The sequence below is a fragment of the Bacteroides sp. 51 genome, from assembly GCF_010500965.1.
GTDB lineage: Bacteria > Bacteroidota > Bacteroidia > Bacteroidales > Bacteroidaceae > Bacteroides.
This window is the reverse complement of sequence record NZ_QVMI01000001.1, coordinates 13,383-34,753: the sequence shown is the minus strand read 5'-3', so window position 1 is coordinate 34,753 and position 21,371 is coordinate 13,383. Positions and strand designations below refer to the sequence as shown.

General features: G+C 48.2%; 14 protein-coding genes. 9 read left to right on the top strand and 5 right to left on the bottom strand.

Features of this window, described 5'->3' with window-relative positions; genetic code table 11:
* The first annotated feature begins 7 nt into the window (after positions 1 to 7).
* From D0T87_RS00125 to D0T87_RS00090, 8 genes are all read left to right on the top strand, one after another.
* The gene (locus D0T87_RS00125; protein ID WP_163171635.1) at positions 8 to 1,657 is read left to right on the top strand and encodes a RagB/SusD family nutrient uptake outer membrane protein; all 1,650 of its coding nucleotides are present in this window, start codon (positions 8 to 10) and stop codon (positions 1,655 to 1,657) included.
* 15 nt (positions 1,658 to 1,672) lie between these two features.
* Positions 1,673 to 3,697, top strand: a complete 2,025-nt coding sequence (locus D0T87_RS00120) for an exo-alpha-sialidase (protein WP_163171632.1) — start codon at positions 1,673 to 1,675, stop codon at positions 3,695 to 3,697.
* A gap of 24 nt (positions 3,698 to 3,721) precedes the next feature.
* Complete coding sequence (locus D0T87_RS00115; RefSeq protein ID WP_163171630.1) at positions 3,722 to 4,870, top strand: exo-alpha-sialidase; 1,149 nt, start codon at positions 3,722 to 3,724, stop codon at positions 4,868 to 4,870.
* Positions 4,871 to 4,901: 31 nt separating this feature from the next.
* A complete protein-coding gene (gene rbsK / locus D0T87_RS00110; RefSeq protein WP_163171629.1) occupies positions 4,902 to 5,825 on the top strand; it encodes a ribokinase in 924 nt (307 codons plus the stop codon).
* The gene (locus D0T87_RS00105) at positions 5,822 to 7,303 is read left to right on the top strand and encodes a hypothetical protein (protein ID WP_163171627.1); all 1,482 of its coding nucleotides are present in this window, start codon (positions 5,822 to 5,824) and stop codon (positions 7,301 to 7,303) included. The genes rbsK and D0T87_RS00105 overlap by 4 nt, the downstream gene beginning before the upstream one ends.
* A gap of 123 nt (positions 7,304 to 7,426) precedes the next feature.
* On the top strand, positions 7,427 to 8,335 hold the full coding sequence (locus D0T87_RS00100) for a dihydrodipicolinate synthase family protein (protein ID WP_163171625.1): 909 nt from the start codon (positions 7,427 to 7,429) through the stop codon (positions 8,333 to 8,335).
* 28 nt (positions 8,336 to 8,363) lie between these two features.
* Positions 8,364 to 9,659 (top strand): acetylxylan esterase, encoded by a 1,296-nt coding sequence (locus D0T87_RS00095; protein ID WP_163171623.1) that lies wholly within the window; start codon positions 8,364 to 8,366, stop codon positions 9,657 to 9,659.
* A gap of 17 nt (positions 9,660 to 9,676) precedes the next feature.
* Positions 9,677 to 10,921: an MFS transporter gene (locus D0T87_RS00090; protein ID WP_163171621.1), complete on the top strand. Its 1,245-nt coding sequence runs from the start codon at positions 9,677 to 9,679 to the stop codon at positions 10,919 to 10,921.
* Between the two features lie 30 nt (positions 10,922 to 10,951).
* Here the strand turns inward: D0T87_RS00090 and D0T87_RS00085 are convergent, their stop codons facing one another.
* A complete protein-coding gene (locus D0T87_RS00085; protein ID WP_163171619.1) occupies positions 10,952 to 11,656 on the bottom strand; it encodes a hypothetical protein in 705 nt (234 codons plus the stop codon).
* A gap of 372 nt (positions 11,657 to 12,028) precedes the next feature.
* Between D0T87_RS00085 and D0T87_RS00080 the strand changes: the two genes are divergently transcribed.
* A complete protein-coding gene (locus D0T87_RS00080) occupies positions 12,029 to 14,227 on the top strand; it encodes a GH92 family glycosyl hydrolase (protein ID WP_163171617.1) in 2,199 nt (732 codons plus the stop codon).
* A gap of 26 nt (positions 14,228 to 14,253) precedes the next feature.
* Here D0T87_RS00080 and D0T87_RS25010 read toward each other — a convergent pair whose 3' ends face one another.
* From D0T87_RS25010 to ftsA, 4 genes are all read right to left on the bottom strand, one after another.
* Positions 14,254 to 17,655: a sulfatase-like hydrolase/transferase gene (locus tag D0T87_RS25010; RefSeq protein WP_163171615.1), complete on the bottom strand. Its 3,402-nt coding sequence runs from the start codon at positions 17,653 to 17,655 to the stop codon at positions 14,254 to 14,256.
* A 207-nt stretch (positions 17,656 to 17,862) separates the two neighbouring features.
* On the bottom strand, positions 17,863 to 18,312 hold the full coding sequence (locus D0T87_RS00070; protein WP_163171613.1) for a GatB/YqeY domain-containing protein: 450 nt from the start codon (positions 18,310 to 18,312) through the stop codon (positions 17,863 to 17,865).
* A 157-nt stretch (positions 18,313 to 18,469) separates the two neighbouring features.
* The gene (ftsZ, locus tag D0T87_RS00065) at positions 18,470 to 19,780 is read right to left on the bottom strand and encodes a cell division protein FtsZ (RefSeq protein WP_163171611.1); all 1,311 of its coding nucleotides are present in this window, start codon (positions 19,778 to 19,780) and stop codon (positions 18,470 to 18,472) included.
* Positions 19,781 to 19,928: 148 nt separating this feature from the next.
* Complete coding sequence (gene ftsA / locus D0T87_RS00060) at positions 19,929 to 21,317, bottom strand: cell division protein FtsA (protein ID WP_163172248.1); 1,389 nt, start codon at positions 21,315 to 21,317, stop codon at positions 19,929 to 19,931.
* Positions 21,318 to 21,371 lie beyond the last annotated feature (54 nt).

Genomic DNA, 21,371 nt, shown 5'->3' with positions numbered 1-21,371 from the left:
CTCAATCATGAAAAGATATATAAAAACAATCGGAATATGCCTGTGTGGTAGCCTGTTCTGCCTGTCGGCTGCCTTATGGACTTCCTGTAATGACGATTTCCTGAACGAAGTACCTAAAGCCGAACTGGGAGACGATAACGTGTTGACCTCAGTGAAAGGTTTTGAACATTACATCATCAGCTTGCATCAATTTGCAAAAGAAGAACTCTCCGGCGACGACTTAAGACGCTTCTTCAATATGTTCACCGGTACCGATATCATTACCGTAGGACAGTTGGGCGAGCCTATATACCGGAATTATGAAACCTTCCTCACTCCGGATAACGACACGTCGAGCCGTACATGGAACTGGTTGTACACCTCGCTCATTCCGTATGCCAATAACATCATTCAGAATGCCGAACGCGAGGACCTGAAGCACATATGGAAGAGCGAAGAAGAAAGAAACGCTATCATAGCCGAAGCTAAATTCTTCCGTGGATATGCCTATAATATTCTGGCAAACCTATACGGCGGGGTGCCTATTGTAGATAAATTCATTACCACTCCTAAAACCGATTTCGTAAGGGCGTCACGGCAGGACGTGTATGAGTTTATAGCGGGAGATCTGGAGTTTGCTTCCACCTGGTTGCCCACCACCGTATCTAAAGATAAAGAAGGGCGCATAGTGAAAGGAGCGGCAGATCATTTGCTTTCCGAAGTTTACATCAGCCTCGGGCAGTATGATAAAGCCATTAAGAGTGCAACGGATGTGATAGACTGCGGACTTTATAAACTCATGACCGAACGCTTCGGAAGCGAGAAGAGTCAGCCCGGCGATGTTTTCTCCGACCTGTTCAAGCAGGGAAACATGAACCGTAGCTCTGGCAATCTGGAAACGATCTACGTATGGCAATACGAAGAATACACCCCCGGAGGTGCTGGAACAATGAACGGAAACCACATGGTGCGCGGTGCTCTTCCATTTCTGGTGCAACTCACTGACCCGAATGGCAAATTAGGCATGTCGTTGCATGTTGATACTTTGGGTAGAGGAGTAGCTATTATGCGCCCCACCACATACTTTCTCTATAACCTTTGGAAAGGCAATTGGGATAACGATATGCGTAACTCCAAATACAACATCAAACGGGAGTTCTACTACAATAATAAGTCATCCGCTTATTTCGGCAAGAAGGTAGAACCTAAGACCACGCCGTTGGATACCCTGCAACGCATCTACCCGTATCCACGTAAGGTAGAAGGAAGAGCCTGGCAGGGAAATACCACAAGTGGGCGTACGGGCAAAGACTTTATCGTCTACCGATTGGCAGAAACCTATCTGCTCAGAGCCGAGGCTTATCTGCATAAAGGAGATAAAACGAATGCGGCAAAAGATATCAACGCGGTCAGAAGTCGTGCCAAAGCGCATCCTGTATCTGAAGGCGAGATTGATATTGATTACATCCTTGATGAAAGGGCACGAGAACTTATCCTCGAAGAACCTCGCCGGAGAACACTTTGCAGGGTAGGAAAACTAGTCGAACGGGTGAAGAAGTACAATATGAATGAAGAAACCCGGAAGACCATCAGTGATAAACATAACTTATACCCTATACCACAATCTGCCATTGATGCAAACTTCAGTGTGAAGTTAGAACAGAATCCAGGTTATTAACCAATACGATAGACTATGTATACGATACTACTCACTATTTTGACATCCCTTATGTTGCCTCATCAACCCGTTCAGGATAACATTATGGTGCATAAAGGATTTATCTACGAAGAAGCGCCATTCATCGAGTGCCATGCCTCTTCTATTGAATCAACACCTCATGGGATGATCGCCACCTGGTTTGGTGGAACGAAAGAGGCCAACAGGGATGTCGAAATATGGCTGAGCCATTACCAGGACGGCAAATGGTCCGTCCCGGTATCGGTGGCCAATGGCATCCAGCACGAAGGTAAACGCTATCCTTGTTGGAATCCGGTGCTCTTTCAGGTGCCGGGTGGGGCATTAATGCTGTTCTATAAAGTGGGGCCCAGTCCAAGCGAATGGTGGGGCATGTTGAAAGAATCTAATGACGGTGGGCATACCTGGTCGGAGGGTATCCGCTTGCCCGAAGATATCCTGGGACCAATAAAGAACAGACCGTTCCTGGCTTCGGATGGGCGGTTGATCTGTCCATCCAGTACCGAAGTGAATCCGGATGAAGGATGGAAGCTGCATTTTGAAGTAACACCGGACCTGGGTAAAACCTGGGCAATCACTCCTTCTTTGTCCGATCCGAACGGGTTGAATGCTATCCAACCCAGCATTCTCGATCATGGCGACCAGGTATTGCAAGCCGTTGCCCGGAGCAAAGATGGCGGAATGGTCGATAGTTGGTCGTACGATAATGGCAGGACGTGGAGCGATGTTCAGTCCTTCGGCTTGCCGAACCCTAATTCCGGAACCGATGCTGTGACCCTTCGCGAAGGTTTCCACCTCTTGGTCTACAACCACTCGGAAAAGCCTGCCAACAAATGGTCTGGTCCGAGGAGTCCGCTGAACGTAGCTATCTCTGTTGATGGCGTGCAATGGGAAACGATTCTTGAACTGGAGAATGAAAAAGGAGAATACTCCTATCCGGCGGTGGTACAGGCGGCAGACGGGTTGATACACATTACTTACACCTGGAAGAGACGGAAGATTCGTCATGTCATCCTTGATCCGGCGCAGATACTCATCCGCTATCCCGACATGAAAAAGAAGATAGAGCAGGATAAGATCAAGAAAGCACAGGCATCCGCTATCTCCGTAATCTTTGATACGGATGTAGGCAATGACATTGACGATGTACTGGCACTGGCCATGCTCTATAATTACCAGAAACAAGGTAAGGTAAACCTGTTGGGAATTACGATTAATAAAGCCAATGCCCATGCTATCCCATTCATTGATATTATGAACCACTATTACGGAGTAAAACAAACTCCGGTTGGGTTTATTGGTACAGACGGACCAACTCCCGACGACGGTAAGTATCTGAAACCGGTTGTGGAAGCTCGGAATAAAGGAAAATACATCTTTAAGCGGAAACTCCATGTAGATTCCAAGCTGCCCGAGGCGTGGAAGATGCAACGGAAGTTATTGGCCGGGCAGCCCGATCACTCGGTAACGATCATCTCAGTAGGTTTCTCGTCCAATCTGTCGCGGTTGTTGCAATCCGGAGCAGATGAATATTCACCTTTATCCGGTTATGAACTGGTGAAGAAGAAAGTGAAGCTCCTTTCTGTGATGGCGGGCAATTTCAGAGACAGCACCAAAGCCGAATATAATGTGGTAAAGGACATCCCGTCTGCCACCTATGTCTTTGCACACTGGCCTACGGCTATGATTGTGGGTGGATGGGAAGTAGGCGCCGCCATTAAATATCCGGCAACAAGCATTGAGAATGACTTCAAGCAGCCTCATCCCTTGGAACTGGGATACCGCAGCTTCCTTCCTATGCCTTACGACAGAGAATGCTGGGACTTAATTTCCGTGCTCGTTTCGGTAGAAGGATACCAGTATGGATTGAGTGCTACTACTCCGGGGAAGGTGATAGCCAATGAAAAAGGCGGTGTTGTCTTTGTTCCCGGGATCAACGGACTACAACAATACTTAGTATTGGATCATCAAAGAAAGCAGGAACTCACCGATGCATTGGTTCGTGCTGTAACAGGAAAATAATACATAACTAAAAAGACCAAACCCATGAAACGTAAATCTAGCCTTAACCTTTTGATGGCAAGCGCCCTCTTCGGAATAGCAATTTGTGCATGCAGCAGTGATTCCGGAGTAAATACAAATACGGGAGAACAGAACCCAACCTATCTGTTCTCAAACAATTATCATGCTTACGTCAGCATTCCCCAACTGAATATTGAACGTTCGTATGTATATCTACCTGGCGATGACGATTGGCATTATTCCCACCACCCGTCTTTAGCTTATTTTCAAGGTAAGTTCATTGCTATATTCTCTAATGGGATACATGGAGAGGATGAAGGAAGTCAACGCGTACTTTTCTCTACCTCTACGGATGGTATGAACTGGACGGAATGCAGGGTGTTGAAGGACATTGCTCCGGAATATGTACTTACTCCCGGCGGACTGCTTGTTGCCAATGAAAATCTGCTGGTGGCCTATTACACCCGGAACGATCTGGGCGAGGGAACATCAAGGCCGAACCCGCGTCTTTTTGCGATGCGCTCTGTTGATGGTGAGCATTGGGAAGGCCCTGTCGATCTGGGGTTGCCGATCTTTCCGTCGCACCGTCCGAGTAAACTCTCTTCGGGCAGGTTATTGTTAACCGGTAACCGGAACTTCTATTATACCGATGATCCTACCGGATTATCCGGTTGGATAAAGTCAGAGAACTCAAACTTCCGTCCCGGTGAAACGGCAAGCCTGGTAGAAGGAGCCATCATCGAGCAGGGCGACAGCATCTATACGTTGTTCAGAGATACAAAAGGAAGAAACTATTTGTGGCAAGAGTCTTCGTTGAACGGAGAGAAGTGGGGCGTACCTAACCGGATTAAATTCTCTAACGATAATACAAAGTTACATTTGGCGAAACTGCCCGATGGCGGGTCTTATTATGTAGGTACACCCGATACATTAGATATGGGAAAAAGAACGCCGCTGGTGTTCTCTACTACCGAAGACGGCTTCAAATTTGGAAAACATTACATTATAGCCAAAGATAAGTATGTGATGAAATATACGGAAGGCCGTTGGAAAAGCGGAGAGTTCGCTTATCCCTATTCTATCGTGCATGACGGATATCTATACATAATCGTTTCCCGCCAGAAAGAGGCCGTTGAGGTTATCCGGTTTGAGCTGTCGCAATTAGAAAATTAGTATTATATTGTGTAACAGAATACAAAGCAACATGAGCAAAATTATAGTTATCGGAAGCAGTAATACGGACATGGTGATTAAGACAACCCGCCTACCCGTACCGGGGGAAACATTGCTGGGAGGAACCGTAATGATGAACCCGGGTGGTAAGGGAGCCAACCAGGCAGTTGCCGCCGCACGTTTGGGTGGAAGAGTGATATTTGTGGCGAAGACCGGCAATGATATATTCGGAAAACAATGTGTGGAGTTGCTCGAAAGCGAAGGCATTAATGCACTGTATATGTTTTCGGACCTGAATAACCCTTCAGGGCTGGCACTCATTACGGTAGATGCTTTCGGTGAGAACTGTATTGTAGTGGCTTCCGGTGCCAATATGTCTCTTTCGCCCGAGGATGTGATGAACGTAGAAAAGGAAATGAATCCTGGCGATATCGTGTTGATGCAACTTGAGATTCCTCTGGCTACGGTAGATTATGTAGCCCGCATAGCCAGGGAAAAGAATCTCCGGTTAGTACTTAACCCGGCGCCGGCCCAGGCGCTTCCCCCTTCGCTCATGGAGAGATTGTATGTGATAACTCCTAACCGGATTGAAGCAGAAACCATTTCGGGTATTAAAGTGGTAGACTGGGAAAGTGCGGAACGGGCAGCCTTGGAGATCAATCAAAAAGGTGTTGAAATTGTTATCATTACACTGGGAGCGGAAGGGGCACTCATTAAAGAGGGTGATCACTACCACCGGATTCCGGCGATAAAGGTTGATACCATAGATACCACTGGGGCAGGCGACGTGTTTAATGGTGCTCTTTGTGTGGCTATCCTTGAAGGAAAGAGCATTGTAGAGTCTGTGGAATTTGCCTGCAAAGCGTCGGCTCTGGCTACTACGGTAATGGGTGCCCAATCTTCTATCCCTTACAGAAGTGATGTTGAAATATTAGATGTCTATAACAAGCCGTGAGTAAAACCAACTCTTTAATATTATTGGTAAAGTCTTTATCTAAATCGGAAAAGAAGGCTATATACCTGCGTTCTACCGAAACGAAGAGCGTAAAAGGATATATGGAGCTTTTCAAGATGATTGATAAACAAAAGATTTCGGATAGTAAGATACTGTCCGAATGCTTTATGGCTAAGCACCCCCGCGCTGCTTTTATTCCTGTGGTGGGGTACTTGTACGATTATATATTAAGGGTACTCGTTGACATCAAGCAGCATCAGGATCAGGAATATGCGCTTTATAGTAAGGTGTTGAAGGCGAAGATATTATTAGAAAGGAACCTCAATGCCGATTCTTTCCAGATGATACAACAACTGCAAGGTGAGGCCGAAGGATTGGGAAACTATTATATTTCGCTCATTGCCAGGCGGATGGAGCTTGATCATGTCCTGTTGGAAGAGTTTAACGGGTTCTCAGAGAAAGACCTGATACAAAAGGAAAACCAGATCAGTGATACGTTGAAGATTGTCCGGCAGATTAATGAGCAGGCTTATCTGTATGAACTGCTTCGGTATCGAATACAGAAGCATCAGTACGTAGGGTCTTCGTTGAAGTTGCAGGCTTTCAATGATCTTATTATCAGTGAGATTACGCTAACGTCTAAGTTGCGGAACAACATCTTCCAGATAGACAAGATGCATCAACTGTTTCAGGCCAATTACTTTATCAGCATAGGCGATTATAAATCGGCTCTGAACTCTTTCTATGAGTTGAATAAACTGTTTCTGAGGAATAAGAAGTTGTGGAACAACCCACCGGTGTATTATGTAATGGTACTTGAGGGGATATTGGAGAGTCTGAAAAGAATAGGGGAATACGATCAGATGGAATATTATCTCAATAACCTGCGACAGCTTGATTATCCGTCGGTTTACTTCCAGGTGGAAATTGCGTGTATCGATTTCATCTATTCCGCCATACCGCATCTGGATAGGGGAGAGTATAAAGAAAGTCTGGAGGTGATTGAACGGTTTAGGTCTAATTTGATTCAGAAGATTGAATACCTCCGTCCGCAGCAGTATCTGCACTTCTCTGTTTATATGGCTGTGATTTATTTAATGAATAAGAAGTTGGGGTTGGCACGGAAACAACTGGCTCCCATCATAGTGAGTGATAGTTATTATGATATCTGGATTTACCGCCCCATACAGCTTCTGAATTTAATTATCTATTATGAGAAAGGAGATTTTGAGTATGTTGATTCGGGTGTACGCTCCATCAAACGGCGCAATAAACTGATGAATAAAACCTCGAAGATAGAAGCGCTGTTGTTCAGGTTCTTCCATCTGGATGTGTCTGTGATGAATCCGGTGAAAAGAAAGAAAATGGGGCAGAGGTTCGCGAAGGAGTTGGAGACGATGGTTTTTGACTTTGAAGAAAGAAGAATCTTATCTGTCTTTGACTTCCCGAAGTGGATTATTTCGCACTTTGAGAAATAAACCTTTAATGTATATGCTTCCGGCCGGGGCATAATTCTTCAAAATAATAACGGTATTGTAGTTGTGGTATAGAAAATCTATGCTGCAAGGGATGCTTATGTCTAAAAATTAAAAAATACAGGTATGAAAACAACATTCTATGGTATAATCCCTCCTTTGGTGACTCCTTTGCTGGATAATGACCGATTGGATATATGCGGATTGGAACGACTCGTTGAACATGTTATTGCCGGGGGAGTGACCGGTATCTTTATTCTGGGAACAACCGGAGAGGCCCAAAGCCTGAGTTTCCGGGTACGGGTAGAGATGATCAGGGAAACTACCCGCATACTGAGAGGAAGATTGCCCTTATTGGTGGGCATCTCGGACACTTCGTTGATGGAGAGTATTCGTTTATCTCAGATAGCTCACGAATGTGGCGCCGATGCGTTGGTATCTGCTCCGCCGTACTATTTTGCCACAGGGCAACCGGAGTTGGCGGAGTTTTATGAGAACCTCGTCCCTCAGTTGCCTTTGCCTTTGTTCCTGTACAATATGCCTGTGCATACAAAGGTAACGTTTGCTCCGTCTACCATTAAACGGATTGCGCAAAACGAGAAGGTGATTGGGTTTAAAGATAGTTCGGCCAATGGGACTTACCTTCAGACGGTGATGTATGAGATGCGGGATCACGCAGACTTCTCTATTTTCGTTGGTCCGGAGGAGATGACGGCCGAGGCTGTACTGCTAGGCGCTAGTGGTGGGGTGAACGGGGGAGCGAATATATTTCCCCGGCTCTATGTGGATTTGTATAACGCAGCGATATCCCGCGATGTGGATACGGTACAGCATTTACAACGTAAAATAATGCAGATCAGTACTACAATTTATACGCAAGGCAGTTTCGGGTCGAGTTACCTGAAAGGGGTGAAGTGTGCGTTGTCTGTTCTGGGGGTGTGCAATGATTTTATGGCGTCTCCCTTCAACCGTTTTGACCGCGAACACCGGACGCGGATTGAACAGGCCCTTCAAGCTCTTGATCTGAATGTATGATTGAAAGAATCTTTTAAAACAAAATATCATGAAAAGAATGATACTGACTGCCACACTATTCGTTGTGGTATTTACGCTCTTTGCTCAATCCCGCGAGCAGATGCTTAAAGTTGTTGTTACGCCCAATCATGCCGATTGGAAATATAAACCGGGAGAGCAGGTAAAGTTTGATGTAAAAGTAATGAAAAGCAATGTCGCCGTATCTGACATAGAGGTACGCTATGAGGTGTCGCAAGACATGATGCCGCCTGTTAAGAAGGAAAGCCTGCAACTAAAGGACGGAACGCTGACCGTTAATGCGGGCACGATGAACGTGCCGGGTTTTCTGCGCTGCCGGGTGTGGGCCAGGTTCGAAGGGCGCAATTATGAAGGAAGAGCCACGGCGGCTTTCTCGCCCGCACAGATAACGCCTGTGGCTACTTTACCCGCCGATTTCGGGGAGTTCTGGGAAAGGGCCAAAGAGGAGAACGCAAAGATTCCGATGGATGCCCGGTTGCGCTTACTGCCCGACCGGTGTACGGAGAAGGTAGATGTTTACGAACTCAACCTACAGAATTATCGTATCGGCAACCGGCTGTATGGCATACTGTGCATTCCCAGGGTGCAGGGGAAATACCCTGCTTTGTTGCGGGTGCCGGGTGCCGGTGTCCGGCCTTATAACGGACTCATTGCCGAGGCGGAGAAGGGAATGATAACCCTGGAAATTGGCATTCACGGCATTCCCGTTACGATGGAGCCTTCTATCTACGATGACTTGTTGAATGGCGGGTTGTATAATTATCAATATGCCAACTGGGATTCGCGGGATGATGTGTACTACAAGAGGGTGTATCTGGGCTGTATCCGGGCAGTCGATTACCTGTTTTCCATGTCGCGGTTTGATGGAGAGAATCTTATTGTGCAAGGGGTGAGCCAGGGTGGGGCGCTATCTATAATAACTGCCGCTTTGGACCCTCGCATCAAAGGTTTGGTATCGTTCTATCCTGCACTTTGCGATTTGAATGGCTATACAAAGGGCCGTGCCGGTGGGTGGCCGCATTTGTTTAAAGACCACACGGACACCCCCGAGGTCCTGAAACAGAAGCTGAATACTGCTTCGTACTACGATGTGGTGAACTTTGCGCGAATGCTCAAAGTGCCCGGTTATTATTACTTTGGGTACAATGACATGGTATGCCCACCCACTTCTATGTTTGCGGCTTATAATACGATAACTGCTCCTAAAACACTTGAACTGATGGAAGATGCGGCACACTTCGGCTATCCCGAACATTGGGAGAAGGCCCGGAACTGGATTTACTCGTCATTCCATATCAGTCATTAACCCATAAGATTTCGATTATGTTAGTTGATAAAAAGAATTATCCGTGGATCGTTGTGGGCTTGCTGTGGTTTGTGGCGTTGCTGAACTATCTGGACCGGCAGATGCTTTCTACCATGCGTCCCTTTATGATGGAGGATATTGCGGAGTTGATGTCGGCAGCGAATTTCGGGCGGTTAATGGCTATCTTCTTGTGGATATATGCTTTTATGAGTCCGCTGTCTGGTGCCATTGCCGACAGGTTAAACCGGAAATGGCTGATTGTAATCAGTCTCTTTGTATGGTCGGGCGTTACGTTGGCTATGGGCTACGCCCGGGATATGGAGCAGCTCTATGTTCTTCGTGCGTTGATGGGTATAAGCGAAGCCTTTTATATCCCGGCGGGCTTGTCGTTAATTGCCGACTTTCACCAGGGTAAAACCCGTTCTCTGGCGATTGGGCTTCATACCTCGGGCATATATCTGGGGCAGGCATTGGGTGGCTATGGAGCTACATTGGCCGATGCTTTCTCCTGGCAATTCACCTTTCACACTTTCGGACTTGTGGGTATGGCCTACAGCCTGGTTCTTATTCTTTTCCTGCGCGAGAAGAAAACCTATAGGGTGGAGCAATCCGGAGAGAGGAGCATCCGGAAGGAATTGAAGACGGCGGTAAAGGGTTTGTCGATGCTGTTCAGCAATATCGCCTTTTGGGTTATCTTGTTCTACTTCTCGGCCCCAAGTCTGCCGGGATGGGCAACGAAGAACTGGCTACCGACGCTCTTTAGCGAATCGCTGCATATGGATATGGCACAGGCGGGACCTCTGTCTACTATGGTCATTGCCTTTGCTTCATTGGTGGGGGTGCTCGTTGGCGGATATGTTTCGGACAAGTGGGTGCAGAAGCATTTGAAGGGACGTATCTACACCGGGGTCATTGGGCTGGTTATTACTATTCCGTCTTTGTTGTTGATTGGCTATGGCGAGGGTTTGGTTGCCATTGTATCCGGAGCGCTTGGTTTCGGGCTTGGCTTTGGCATCTTCGATGTGAATAATATGCCTATTCTCTGCCAGTTCGTTTCTTCCCGCTACCGCGCCACGGGCTATGGGCTGATGAATTTCGCAGGGATATCTGCCGGGGCCATCATAACCAATGAACTGGGCAAGGCCATTGATAGCGGACATACTGACCTGGTTTTTATAACGATGATCGCAGCCGTCTCTCTGGCTATTTGCCTGCAATTAACGGTATTGCAACCCGGAACGGTGGATATGAAGGAGGAGTGATACAGTGGGTTCCATCCTCCCTCTCGCTGGCTACAGGTTGATTGCAAATACGAAGTGGCTCTTCTGCAAATACGGATTGAAAATCAGTTTTCCCGAAACCGGGATGGTGATTTTATCGGTAATCCTTACTTTTTTGCCCATCGAAAGGCCGAGGTTTACGACGTTGGTTTTATCGGCATAAAGTCCGTCCCAAAAGGTCATACCCACTTCGGCACGGAAGTCGAAGTTCTGGTACGAGAAAGGATAACCGAATTCCAGGTACGATGAGTAAGAACGTTTGCCGGGGTCTTCGCTGTCGTAAAAGTCGGTTCCGGCGAAGAAGGTGCTCCACTTGATGGCAAGGGGGAATCTTTTAGGATCTACCGTATAGGTTACGTTTGCCTCGAACATGTGGTTGGTCGTGTTGGCCTTGTAGTCGAAGTAATTAAAAGAATCGTCCGGGTTGTTGAGAACGAAATAATCGGCTACTTCAAACCGGAAGTTCTTTAGTTTATAACTCAGAAACAGGTCGACGTGGCTACCGTAGGTGTTGAAATCGGTAGAACCCCACACCATGAACTGTAGTCCACCACCTCTGATACCCATGCTGGGTTGCAGACAGGCATCGTTGTACTTGATACCGCGCCAAAGGAAACTACTTACTAAATCTGCATTGATGAAAAGTTCTTGCGCTCTTAGCTGCGAAGGCTGAATGAGGAGCAATAATAAGATAGGAATGAATGCTAATTTCTTCATAAGATTAATAAAATAGGCTCTAACTATACTGAATTGTAATGTTGCGGGCGCAAAGATATATAAATAATGTGAATAGTTGCAAAAACTAGGTGGAATATTGTACTTCTTGTCGGACGGTGAGGCGTCGGAAGGAAGTGAAAGTTTCTCATCCTCTTTGAGAAAGTTTCTCGTTCGTTCTGAGAAAGTACCTCAATCGTCTTGAGAAAGTTTCTCGTTCATGGTGAGAAGGTTTCTCATGGTCTGTGAGAAAGTTTCTTATTTGCTGTAAACGTATCATTTTTTGCCGCGTTTGTTCGTTGTCCCCTCTTCTGTAATGCCTACTTTTGGTGCTGTTAAACTTCTGGGTCACGACCCGGACTAATCCTTAATACAATGAAGAAACCATTTCTTATCCTTGCTTTTATCGTGTTAACCCTTTGCAATGGCAAAGCCGGAAATACCACCCGTTATGTCAACCCTTTTATCGGCACCGGCGCCATTGAAGGCGGACTCTCGGGCAATAACTACCCCGGGGCTACCGTTCCGTTTGGCATGGTCCAGCTCAGTCCCGATACGCGCGAGGCTCCCGACTGGGCACAAGCAGCAGGCTACGACTACAACGACAACACCATTTACGGATTCAGCCACACCCGCCTGAGCGGTACAGGCGCTTCCGACCTGATCGATATATTGATGCTGCCCACCACCAACGGCCGCACCTCCTCTTCCTTCTCGCACAGCCAGGAGAAAGCAAGCCCCGGATACTACCAGGTGATGCTATTGGACGAGCAAATCAACGCAGAACTGAGCGCGACGGTGCGCACAGGCATCCACCGCTACACCTATCCCACGGGCAAAGATGCACAAGTCGTTCTCGACCTCGATCACTCGGCCAATAAAGGAAGCTGGGGCCGTAAGATCATCAACTCACAGATCCGCATCGTTAACGACCGCGCCGTAGAGGGCTACCGCATCATCACCGGATGGGCCAAGCTACGGAAGGTTTACTTCTACATGGAGTTCTCCCATCCGATCCTTTCTTCCACCCTGCGCGATGGCGACCGCACGCACGAGAACACCCCGGTCATTAACGGCACCAACCTGCACGGGGTGTTTCACTTTGGCCACCTGAACACCCATCCGCTACTGTGCAAAGTCGCCCTTTCTTCCGTATCTATGGAGAACGCCCAACAGAATATGCACCGCGAAGCCGCCCACTGGGATTTCGACCAATACGTAGAAGCCGCCGACAACAGCTGGGAACGGGAATTGAGCAAAATAACCATCACCGCCGATGATACCCAGAAGGAGACGTTCTACACCGCCCTTTACCACATGCTGCTCCAACCCAACACCATGTCCGATACGAACGGCGAATACATGGCAGCCGATTATACCACCCGCAGGGTAACCCATAACGAAACCCACTACACCACATTCTCCCTTTGGGATACGTACCGCGCCGCCCATCCGCTCTACACCATCCTGAACCCGGATCGGGTGACTGATTTCGTAAAGAGCATGATCCGCCAATACGAATACTACGGCTATCTGCCCATCTGGCAACTGTGGGGACAGGATAACTATTGCATGATCGGCAACCACTCCATCCCCGTTATTACGGACGCCATCCTTAAAGGAATCCCCGGCATTGACGTAGAGAAAGCATACGAGGCCGTGCGCAACAGTTCCCTGACCTCCCATCCCAATTCACCTTTCGAGGTATGGGAGAAGTATGGTTATATGCCCGAAAACATCCAGACCCAATCCGTCTCCATCACCCTCGAACAAGCCTTCGATGATTGGTGCGTGGCACAGTTGGCATTGAAGCTCGGCAAGGAAGAAGATTATCAACGCTTTATCAAACGCTCCGCATTCTACCGGAATCTTTATAACCCCGATACCCATTTCTTCCAGCCTAAAGACGATAAAGGCCAGTGGATGCAACCCTTCGACCCCTACAAATACGGAGCCAACGGCGGGTACCCGTTTACCGAAGGCAATGCCTGGCAATATTACTGGTACGTGCCCCACAACGTTGAGGCTTTAATTGAACTCACCGGAGGAAAGAAAGCGTTCGAAAAGAAACTGGACGCCTTCTTCACCTCCACCCACCAAAGCGGTGAGCTGAACGACAATGCTTCGGGCTTTATCGGTCAGTATGCGCACGGCAATGAGCCGAGTCATCATGTGGCGTATCTGTATACCTATTCCGGTCAGCCGTGGAAGACGCAGAAGTATGTGAACCAGATCGTAACCACGCTCTACAACACCACCTCATCGGGCTATGCCGGCAATGACGATTGCGGTGAAATGTCGGCCTGGTATGTGTTTAGTACACTGGGGTTCTATCCGGTAAACCCATCCGATGGGCAATACGTTATAGGTACACCCGCGTTTGAGGAATGTGTGGTGAAGCTGCCGGGCAATAAGGAATTCCGGATTAAAGCCGAGCGTAAATCGCCACAGGATATCTATGTGCAATCTGTTAAGCTGAATGGGAAACCGCTTAAGCGGTTCTACATCACCCATGAAGAGATCATGAATGGGGGAGTGATGGAGTTCAGAATGGGGGGTAAGCCAAAGATATAATGTATTGGGCGGTTCGCGAACCGCCCCTACAACCTTATCCTTACCTCTACTTTCCCTTCCCCATCCGGATACACCGCTACAGGTATAAAACCGAATCCGGGTACAGGATTAAAGATACGCCCGTTATTCGACGGCGCAATCTCCATCCGGTTTGCGCTGTGCAGGTTTACCTCTCCACCTTTGTTTTTAACCTTCAGGACCTGGGAAACCACCTCTTCATTCTGCCCCGGCGTACTGATAACCGGAAGCATCAGCCGTGCCCCGGCTTTACATAACTCCTCAGGAATCCGGCACCGGATGATAACCTCTTCCCCCCGGAACAAATACTCAATTTCTACCTCCCCGGCACCCGCGGCAGAAGCCCGTTGTTCACTATCTACCAGATGCGTATACACACGGAACCGATGTGCATCCTCCTCGTTAGAGTAAACAATCTTTGTGTCCAGATCGTCCAGGTTGCTATACATCACCCCCTCCTCGTAGAGTTCTACACGTGGTGTACCCGCCATACGATGCTCCTGTGTGTCGGCTTGCATATTAGGAGCCTCAATCAGCGTGTATTTATTCATCGTGGCGGCAAACAGCGGCCCCGTCTTTTTATGCCATAACATAGACAACGCTCCACCCATAGGGTGCGTACCTTTCACCTTATACTCCGAGTCGAAACCGGTTACGGTGGCCCGCCAGTCGCCTTCCGACACCAACCAGGTATTGATATCCTTAAACTGCTTCACCCCGTAGGCTTTATCACGTGGCAGAGCTACAGGCGCAGGTGTACTGACCGGCTGATTAAGAAAAGACGCCAGCGCCTTGGAATGCCCGAAGGTATGATGAATACAAGCCTCTACTCCATACGCATGGTAGTGCATCCCCCCATGCAGCAGACCTTTGTGCGTGGCCTGTTTTAGCAAAGATATGTTCCGGCGGATAGCCTCCTGATATTCAGGGTGCTTGTCGGCAAGAACGGCATACCCACCCATGAAACCATCGCTTGTTCGTCCGCCCCAGTACGTCCATTTGAAACTACGCGTTCCCCAGCTGTTATCCCAGGCGCCATCGGGAAGCATAAACTCAAGATGGGTGTTCATAGACTTCTCTAAGAGAGACATTAGTTCTGTATCTCCAGCCATGTGGGCGTAGTAGACCATATTAGGAAGAGATTCTTCTACATTATACAATAAATCGACCGGGAGGCAACCATTCCTAGTCTTGTTGCGAATCTCAGGCCCTTCGCCAAAGAGGAAGTATTCGTTTTCGGTGAAGAAAGCCTTCAAATCACCCGCAATTTGTTGTGCCCTGTCAATGAAGTCCTGCCTTCCGAATTCCTTGCCGATAGCATAAAGCGCATAGGTAGCCGATGCCGAGTAATTGACGTTCATATTACGCATACCCTCGCGGCGGCGGCTGTAGATAAAGTCGTTCTTATAAATAAACTCTCCGGCGGGCAATAGTTGGTTGCGCCAGGCCGTGCGGGTAGAGTCGTCCAACAAATGCCCATGATAGTGTAGCGCTTCGTACAGGGCAATGGCAGCAAAGACCGTCGTGCCGTCCCAGTCGGATACGTTGACGTCGTTCATCCATGAACCGTTGTGTATATGCACGTTGTCCATCCACTTCATCAGTCGCTTGGCAGCATTAATGTACTTGGCGTTGCTTGTTTTCTCGGCGATGTACATAAGCGGCAGTACGGCATCTCCGCACCGTCCATGCACACGTGCGCAGGCCGGGCAGAGCAACCCACCATCCAACGAAGGGTTCGGGTGACTGATCTGATAGGAGAGGAGTGTTTCTACCCAATCCAGCAACAACTCGTCGGCCTCGGCTTGCACGGAACTGTTCTTATACCCGGCACGTACACCAATGGCAGATATTTTATCTCCTTCCTTTACTGCGAATGGGGTATTATAGAGCATCCAGTGCTTCTCGTTGAAGCCTTTTCCATTGATCTGATAAGCAATCGAAGCGCCTTCCGTGGCACAGGTCAGCGTAGCAACACCGTTCTTGATCTTGACTTCGGGACGCTCCACAACGGGCTGTATGCCGCCGGGCCAGAACATTTCGATGGTTTCCGGTTCGGTGTACTTCCACATGTCATTATACTGCGCTATCCAGTTGTCGAACTCAGCGCTGAGTTCGGTTATCCTTTTCTTGTATTTAGGATCGTCCGCCAGGTTGTTCAGCTCGTGAGGGTCTGCTTCTACATCATAGAACTCTATGGCAGGGCGGGGGGCTTGGAACCACTTCTCCTGGTCTTGGTTTAATCTTCCCGCTTCGTGCAGTTCCACTAACCGTTGCATCAGCGGCATAGACGAACGGGAGATGATAGGCAGATAGTCCGGCTGTTCGGGCATGTAATTGCGAATGTACCGGTAACGCTTATCCCTAACGCTTCCTTGCTTCTCGTAGAAAGTGTCCAACCGGTCGCGGGCACCATAGATATACTTGCGGTCTTCACCCTTATATTTACCAAGAAAAGCGCGACCATGCATATATCCGGGCGTGGGAATATTGGCCAGCGACAGGATAGTAGCCGGAATGTCGACAAACATATGCAGACCGGAATCAACCGATCCGGCTTTATACCCATCGGGGAAGCGGATCATAAACGGAACAAGTGCTCCCGATTCGTATAGCTCCCGCTTCTGCCTCGGCAACGGACCACCATTGTCGGAGTACCAGATAATGATGGTGTTATCCAGTTTGCCGGCGGCTTTCAGTTCGTCTACCAACTGCCGGAACTGCTTATCCATTTCGGTGATGTTGCTGTACATCACTGCCATATCCCGCCTGATAACAGGGTCGTCCGGATAGTACGGTGGGAGAATGACGTCTTCCGGCTGAACCGTTAGCGGAAGGTGGGCACGCTGCATCACCTGAAACTCGTGCGTAACATTGAGGTTGAATATAGAGAAGAAAGGCATTCCTTCCGGTGCATGCTTCCAGTGTGCTGCTTCGCCCTGTTCATCCCAGGCGGTGAGGGGCGCCTCAAACTGATAGTCTGTTTTGGAATTGTTGGTACAGAAATAGCCCGCCTCCCGCATAAACTCGGTGTAACACTTAACCCCTGCGGGGAGTACCACTTCGTAGGGAGAGATTCCTTTGGGTTTCGACTTGTTTTGCGCAGTACGCATATGGTTGGCCCCAATGGATGTGGGGTACATTCCAGTAATCAGCGCCGCACGGCTCGGAGATGAAACACCGATAGTCGTGTACATCCCGGTGTAGCGGATGCTCTCACCGGAAAATTGATCTAGATTGGGTGTCACCGCCACCGGATCGCCATAACAACCCAGATACGGGCTGATGTCTTCGCAAACAATGCAGAGGATATTGGGTTGATCTCCCTTCTTTTCTGTTACCGGATGGCTGTCGGCGCTGGTCAATGGCAATAGCAATCCCGGTAAGGTTAGTAGTAGGTTGTTTTTCATGTTATTTACGGTTTTGAGGTAAACAGAGTTGTAATTCTCTGGTAGTGCAAGATAGGATGTTTGGAGGCAAAAAGGATTTCCTTTTGTCTCGTTAAGCTATAAAATAGTTTCGAGGATGTTGTTTTTGTAGCGGAAACGAATAAATCTGTTGAATGGAGGGGAGAGTACCCTCCGGTAAGTGGCTAAGCTCATTCTACTGGGGTAATATTACCCCAGTAGTTCTTTTACCTTTGCAGAGATAGCACGGCCTTCGGCTAGTCCGGCAAGCTTTTTGGAAGCTACACCCATAACCTTACCCATGTCTTTTCCACCTTCTGCACCGGTTTCGGCGATAATCTCTTTAAGTGCAGCTTCCAGTTCTTCGGGACTCATTTGCTTGGGAAGATAAGCTTCCATTACTTTTACCTGGGCCAGTTCGGCATCGGCTAAATCCTGACGGTTTTGTCCAACGTAGATTTCAGCAGCATCTTTACCTTGCTTTACCAGCTTTTGGATGATTTTCAATGCGGCATCGTCGCTCAGCTCATCGTTTGCTCCGGGAGCGGTTTTAGCTTCTATGAAGTACTTCTTTACGTTTCTCAAAGTTTCGAGGGCAACTTTATCTTTTGCCTTCATTGCGTTTTTAATGTCTTCGCTGACTCTATCAAATAGATTCATTTAGTTTATAGTTTTGGGTTTATAGTCTTTTTATATCAACCACCTCCCCCTTCGGGGACTCCTCCTTGAAAAGGAGGAGAGTTCCTGCGGGGGGATAGGCTGCGCAGCGCGGCTTGCTGCCATCGGCTGGGGTCCCTGCCTCCCCTGCACCTTGGCGCTAGAAGGTGATTACTCCGCCGTCGGCACCTGGGACTTCGTCTGGGGTTTCTGTAGGCTCCGTGGCCTTTGAACGAATATCTTCGAGCGTAGTTTTGTCACGGCGATAAGTGGGTGAATCCTCTACCAGCGCTATGATATCGTTATTATCCAGGTCTTCGGGAGTAAAGAGATAGATATGGCGGCGCTTGCGGATATTCTTGGCTCCGATGCCGCTGGCGCTCTCACCGTAAGCCTTGCGGATACGCTCTTTGTTCTTCTCTTTTTCTTCCTCAATGGCTTGTTGACGCTCTTCTTCTTCCAGCGAACGTCTTTCGAGGACAGAATCCATGCCGGGTACATCTTCTACACCGAATCCGGTGGCCAGTACGGTGATCTTGATTTTCTTTTCAAGTGTATTGTCTTGCGCCACACCCCAGATTACCTCAACACCTTCGCGGAATTTGCTCATGAACTCGTGTATCTCGTTCATTTCCTCCATCATTAACTCCGAATTCTCGCAGAAAGAAACGTTAAGCATGACCTTCTTAGCGTTGAAAATATCGTTGTTGTTGAGAAGCGGTGAGTGGAGCGAGTCTTCAATCGCTTTGGTCACACGGTTCTCGCCTTCGCCGAATCCGGTACTCATAATGGCTACGCCACCATCTTTGAGGATGGTTTTCACATCGGCAAAGTCAAGGTTTACGGTACCGCGCATGGTGATAATTTCCGCGATACTCTTAGCAGCAATTGAGAGTGTATCATCTGCTTTACCGAACGCATTCATAAAGGTAAGGTCGGCATAGATTTCCCGTAGGCGTTCGTTGTTGATAACGAGTAGGGCGTCTACATGTTGAGCGATGCGTTCTACACCATCCAACGCCTGGATAATCTTTTTCTCGCCTTCGAAGATAAAAGGAATGGTTACGATACCCACGGTGAGTATATCCATTTCCTTTGCGATACGGGCAATTACAGGAGCGGCACCCGTTCCTGTTCCTCCACCCATACCGGCGGTGATGAACACCATTTTGGTGCCATCGCTCAGCAGAGCGGTTATATCGTCAATGCTTTCTTCGGCAGCTTCGCGGGCACGTTCCGGACGGTTGCCGGCACCCAAACCTTGAGTAATAGATTTACCCAATTGAAGTTTAATCGGAACGGGTGATTCTGCCAAAGCCTGATTATCTGTATTACACAGCACAAAAGTTACATCATGTATGCCTTCGCGGTACATGTGGTTGACAGCGTTACCCCCGCCACCTCCAACACCAATCACTTTGATGATCTTCGGAGAATCTGTCGGAAAATCGAATTGTACTATTTCGTCCATTTGAGTTTTAAGTTTTGAGTTCTGAGTTCTGAGTTTTTAAGTCTCCATCCGGTTTATCCTCCCCCTGCCCCCTCCGGAGGGGGATAGGCTGCGCAGCGCGGCTTGCCGCACCTGGCTGGGGTCCCTGACCCCCAGCGGCACCTTGCCGCTACTTCATGTCTTCGTCGGAGAAGATTTCGTTAGAGAGTTTGTCGAAGGTTGATTTGAACCAGTTGGGTCGGTTCTTCTTTTCTTCCTTCTTGCGTATCCTTTCAGCTTCTTTTTGCTCCTTCTCTTCTTTATCTCTTCGTTCCTTCTCTTCGCGGGCGGCTGCTTCCTGAGCAATGAGATCTGCATCATCGGCGAACAGACCTTTAGACGGATCTGCCGGTTCTTCTACTTTCGGTAGGTAACAGTTTTCTGTTCCCGAGGCGATAAGTCCGAAGAGGGTATTCTGAGTACCATCTTTCAGGTCGGCGTATGCTGAAGAGCTTACGTTGAAGTGTGGTGCAAGCGCTACTCTGACTTTATCTATTTTGCTCTTCTTGCGCAGTAGCTCATCTATATTCTTCAGGTTGGCCCCGCCTCCGGTAGTTACGATTCCCGATAAGAGTTTATCTGCATAGCCGGACAGTTCGATCTGGTTACAAACATTTGCAACGATCTCCTCGGCGCGCGCTTCAATAATATCGTTTAATATATAGAACTCTACCTTGGTGTGGCTATCTTCCGATTGTACGGTTTCCGGACCTTGCGCTTCGGATTCCTGATCGAAGATGGCATTACCATATTTCAGTTTCAGCTTCTCGGCTTCCCGTTCCTCCATGTGCAGGGATGCAATGTCGAGGGTGATGCTGTTTCCACCCAATGGAAGGACAGACAAGAAACGTAGGATGTTTCCTTTATATACTGATATGGTAGTAGTAGCCGCCCCAAAGTCTACCAACGCACATCCCGAACGCATTTCGCTTTCGGTAAGTATCGCCTGTGCGGTAACGATGGGAGAGATAAATATCTCGGCAATTTCGATCTTAGCCAAGTCAAAACAACGTTCCAGGTTCTTCCGGAGCGCGGTTCGTGCTACGATATTCATAAAATTGCCTTCAATATGATGGGCGGGTACGCCTACTGCTTCCGGCAGTAACGTATTTCCAACTTTATATTCTTGTGGTGCAACATCCAGAATATCCATATCGTCTAATCGGGTGCCCAGGTTCTCATCGCAGATGGCATCGATTAACTCCTGTGAGATTACGGTTTCATCTTTCAGGTCGCGCGTTACGCTGTTCTTTACGGTATGTAGCGACTGCCCGCTGATACCTACGTATACCTTACCGATGGAACTGTTTAGTGAACTTTCCAGCTTGTTGATGATGGATGTCAGGCTTTGTGCCGTTTTATCCAGGTTGAAGATCACGCCTTTGCGGATGAAAGAAGATGATTCTTCTCTTGCGCGGGCCAGGATCTGGATACTTCCATCGCCATTCTTCTTTCCTACTATCCCGACTATCTTAGACGAGCCGAGTTCAATAGCAGCGATAAAATCTGTAGTTGACACCATATATTTCAGGTTTTAAATATTTTAGTCTTTAAGTTGCGGCAAGGTGCCGCG

What these genes read in the sequence shown, in the direction of transcription:
- D0T87_RS00125 (WP_163171635.1), top strand. Translation starts at nt 8, where the DNA reads ATGAAAAGATATATAAAAACAATCGGAATATGCCTGTGTGGTAGCCTG.
- D0T87_RS00120 (WP_163171632.1), top strand. Translation starts at nt 1,673, where the DNA reads ATGTATACGATACTACTCACTATTTTGACATCCCTTATGTTGCCTCAT.
- D0T87_RS00115 (WP_163171630.1), top strand. Translation starts at nt 3,722, where the DNA reads ATGAAACGTAAATCTAGCCTTAACCTTTTGATGGCAAGCGCCCTCTTC.
- rbsK (WP_163171629.1), top strand. Translation starts at nt 4,902, where the DNA reads ATGAGCAAAATTATAGTTATCGGAAGCAGTAATACGGACATGGTGATT.
- D0T87_RS00100 (WP_163171625.1), top strand. Translation starts at nt 7,427, where the DNA reads ATGAAAACAACATTCTATGGTATAATCCCTCCTTTGGTGACTCCTTTG.
- D0T87_RS00095 (WP_163171623.1), top strand. Translation starts at nt 8,364, where the DNA reads ATGAAAAGAATGATACTGACTGCCACACTATTCGTTGTGGTATTTACG.
- D0T87_RS00090 (WP_163171621.1), top strand. Translation starts at nt 9,677, where the DNA reads ATGTTAGTTGATAAAAAGAATTATCCGTGGATCGTTGTGGGCTTGCTG.
- D0T87_RS00085 (WP_163171619.1), bottom strand. Translation starts at nt 11,656, where the DNA reads ATGAAGAAATTAGCATTCATTCCTATCTTATTATTGCTCCTCATTCAG.
- D0T87_RS00080 (WP_163171617.1), top strand. Translation starts at nt 12,029, where the DNA reads ATGAAGAAACCATTTCTTATCCTTGCTTTTATCGTGTTAACCCTTTGC.
- D0T87_RS25010 (WP_163171615.1), bottom strand. Translation starts at nt 17,655, where the DNA reads ATGAAAAACAACCTACTACTAACCTTACCGGGATTGCTATTGCCATTG.
- D0T87_RS00070 (WP_163171613.1), bottom strand. Translation starts at nt 18,312, where the DNA reads ATGAATCTATTTGATAGAGTCAGCGAAGACATTAAAAACGCAATGAAG.
- ftsZ (WP_163171611.1), bottom strand. Translation starts at nt 19,780, where the DNA reads ATGGACGAAATAGTACAATTCGATTTTCCGACAGATTCTCCGAAGATC.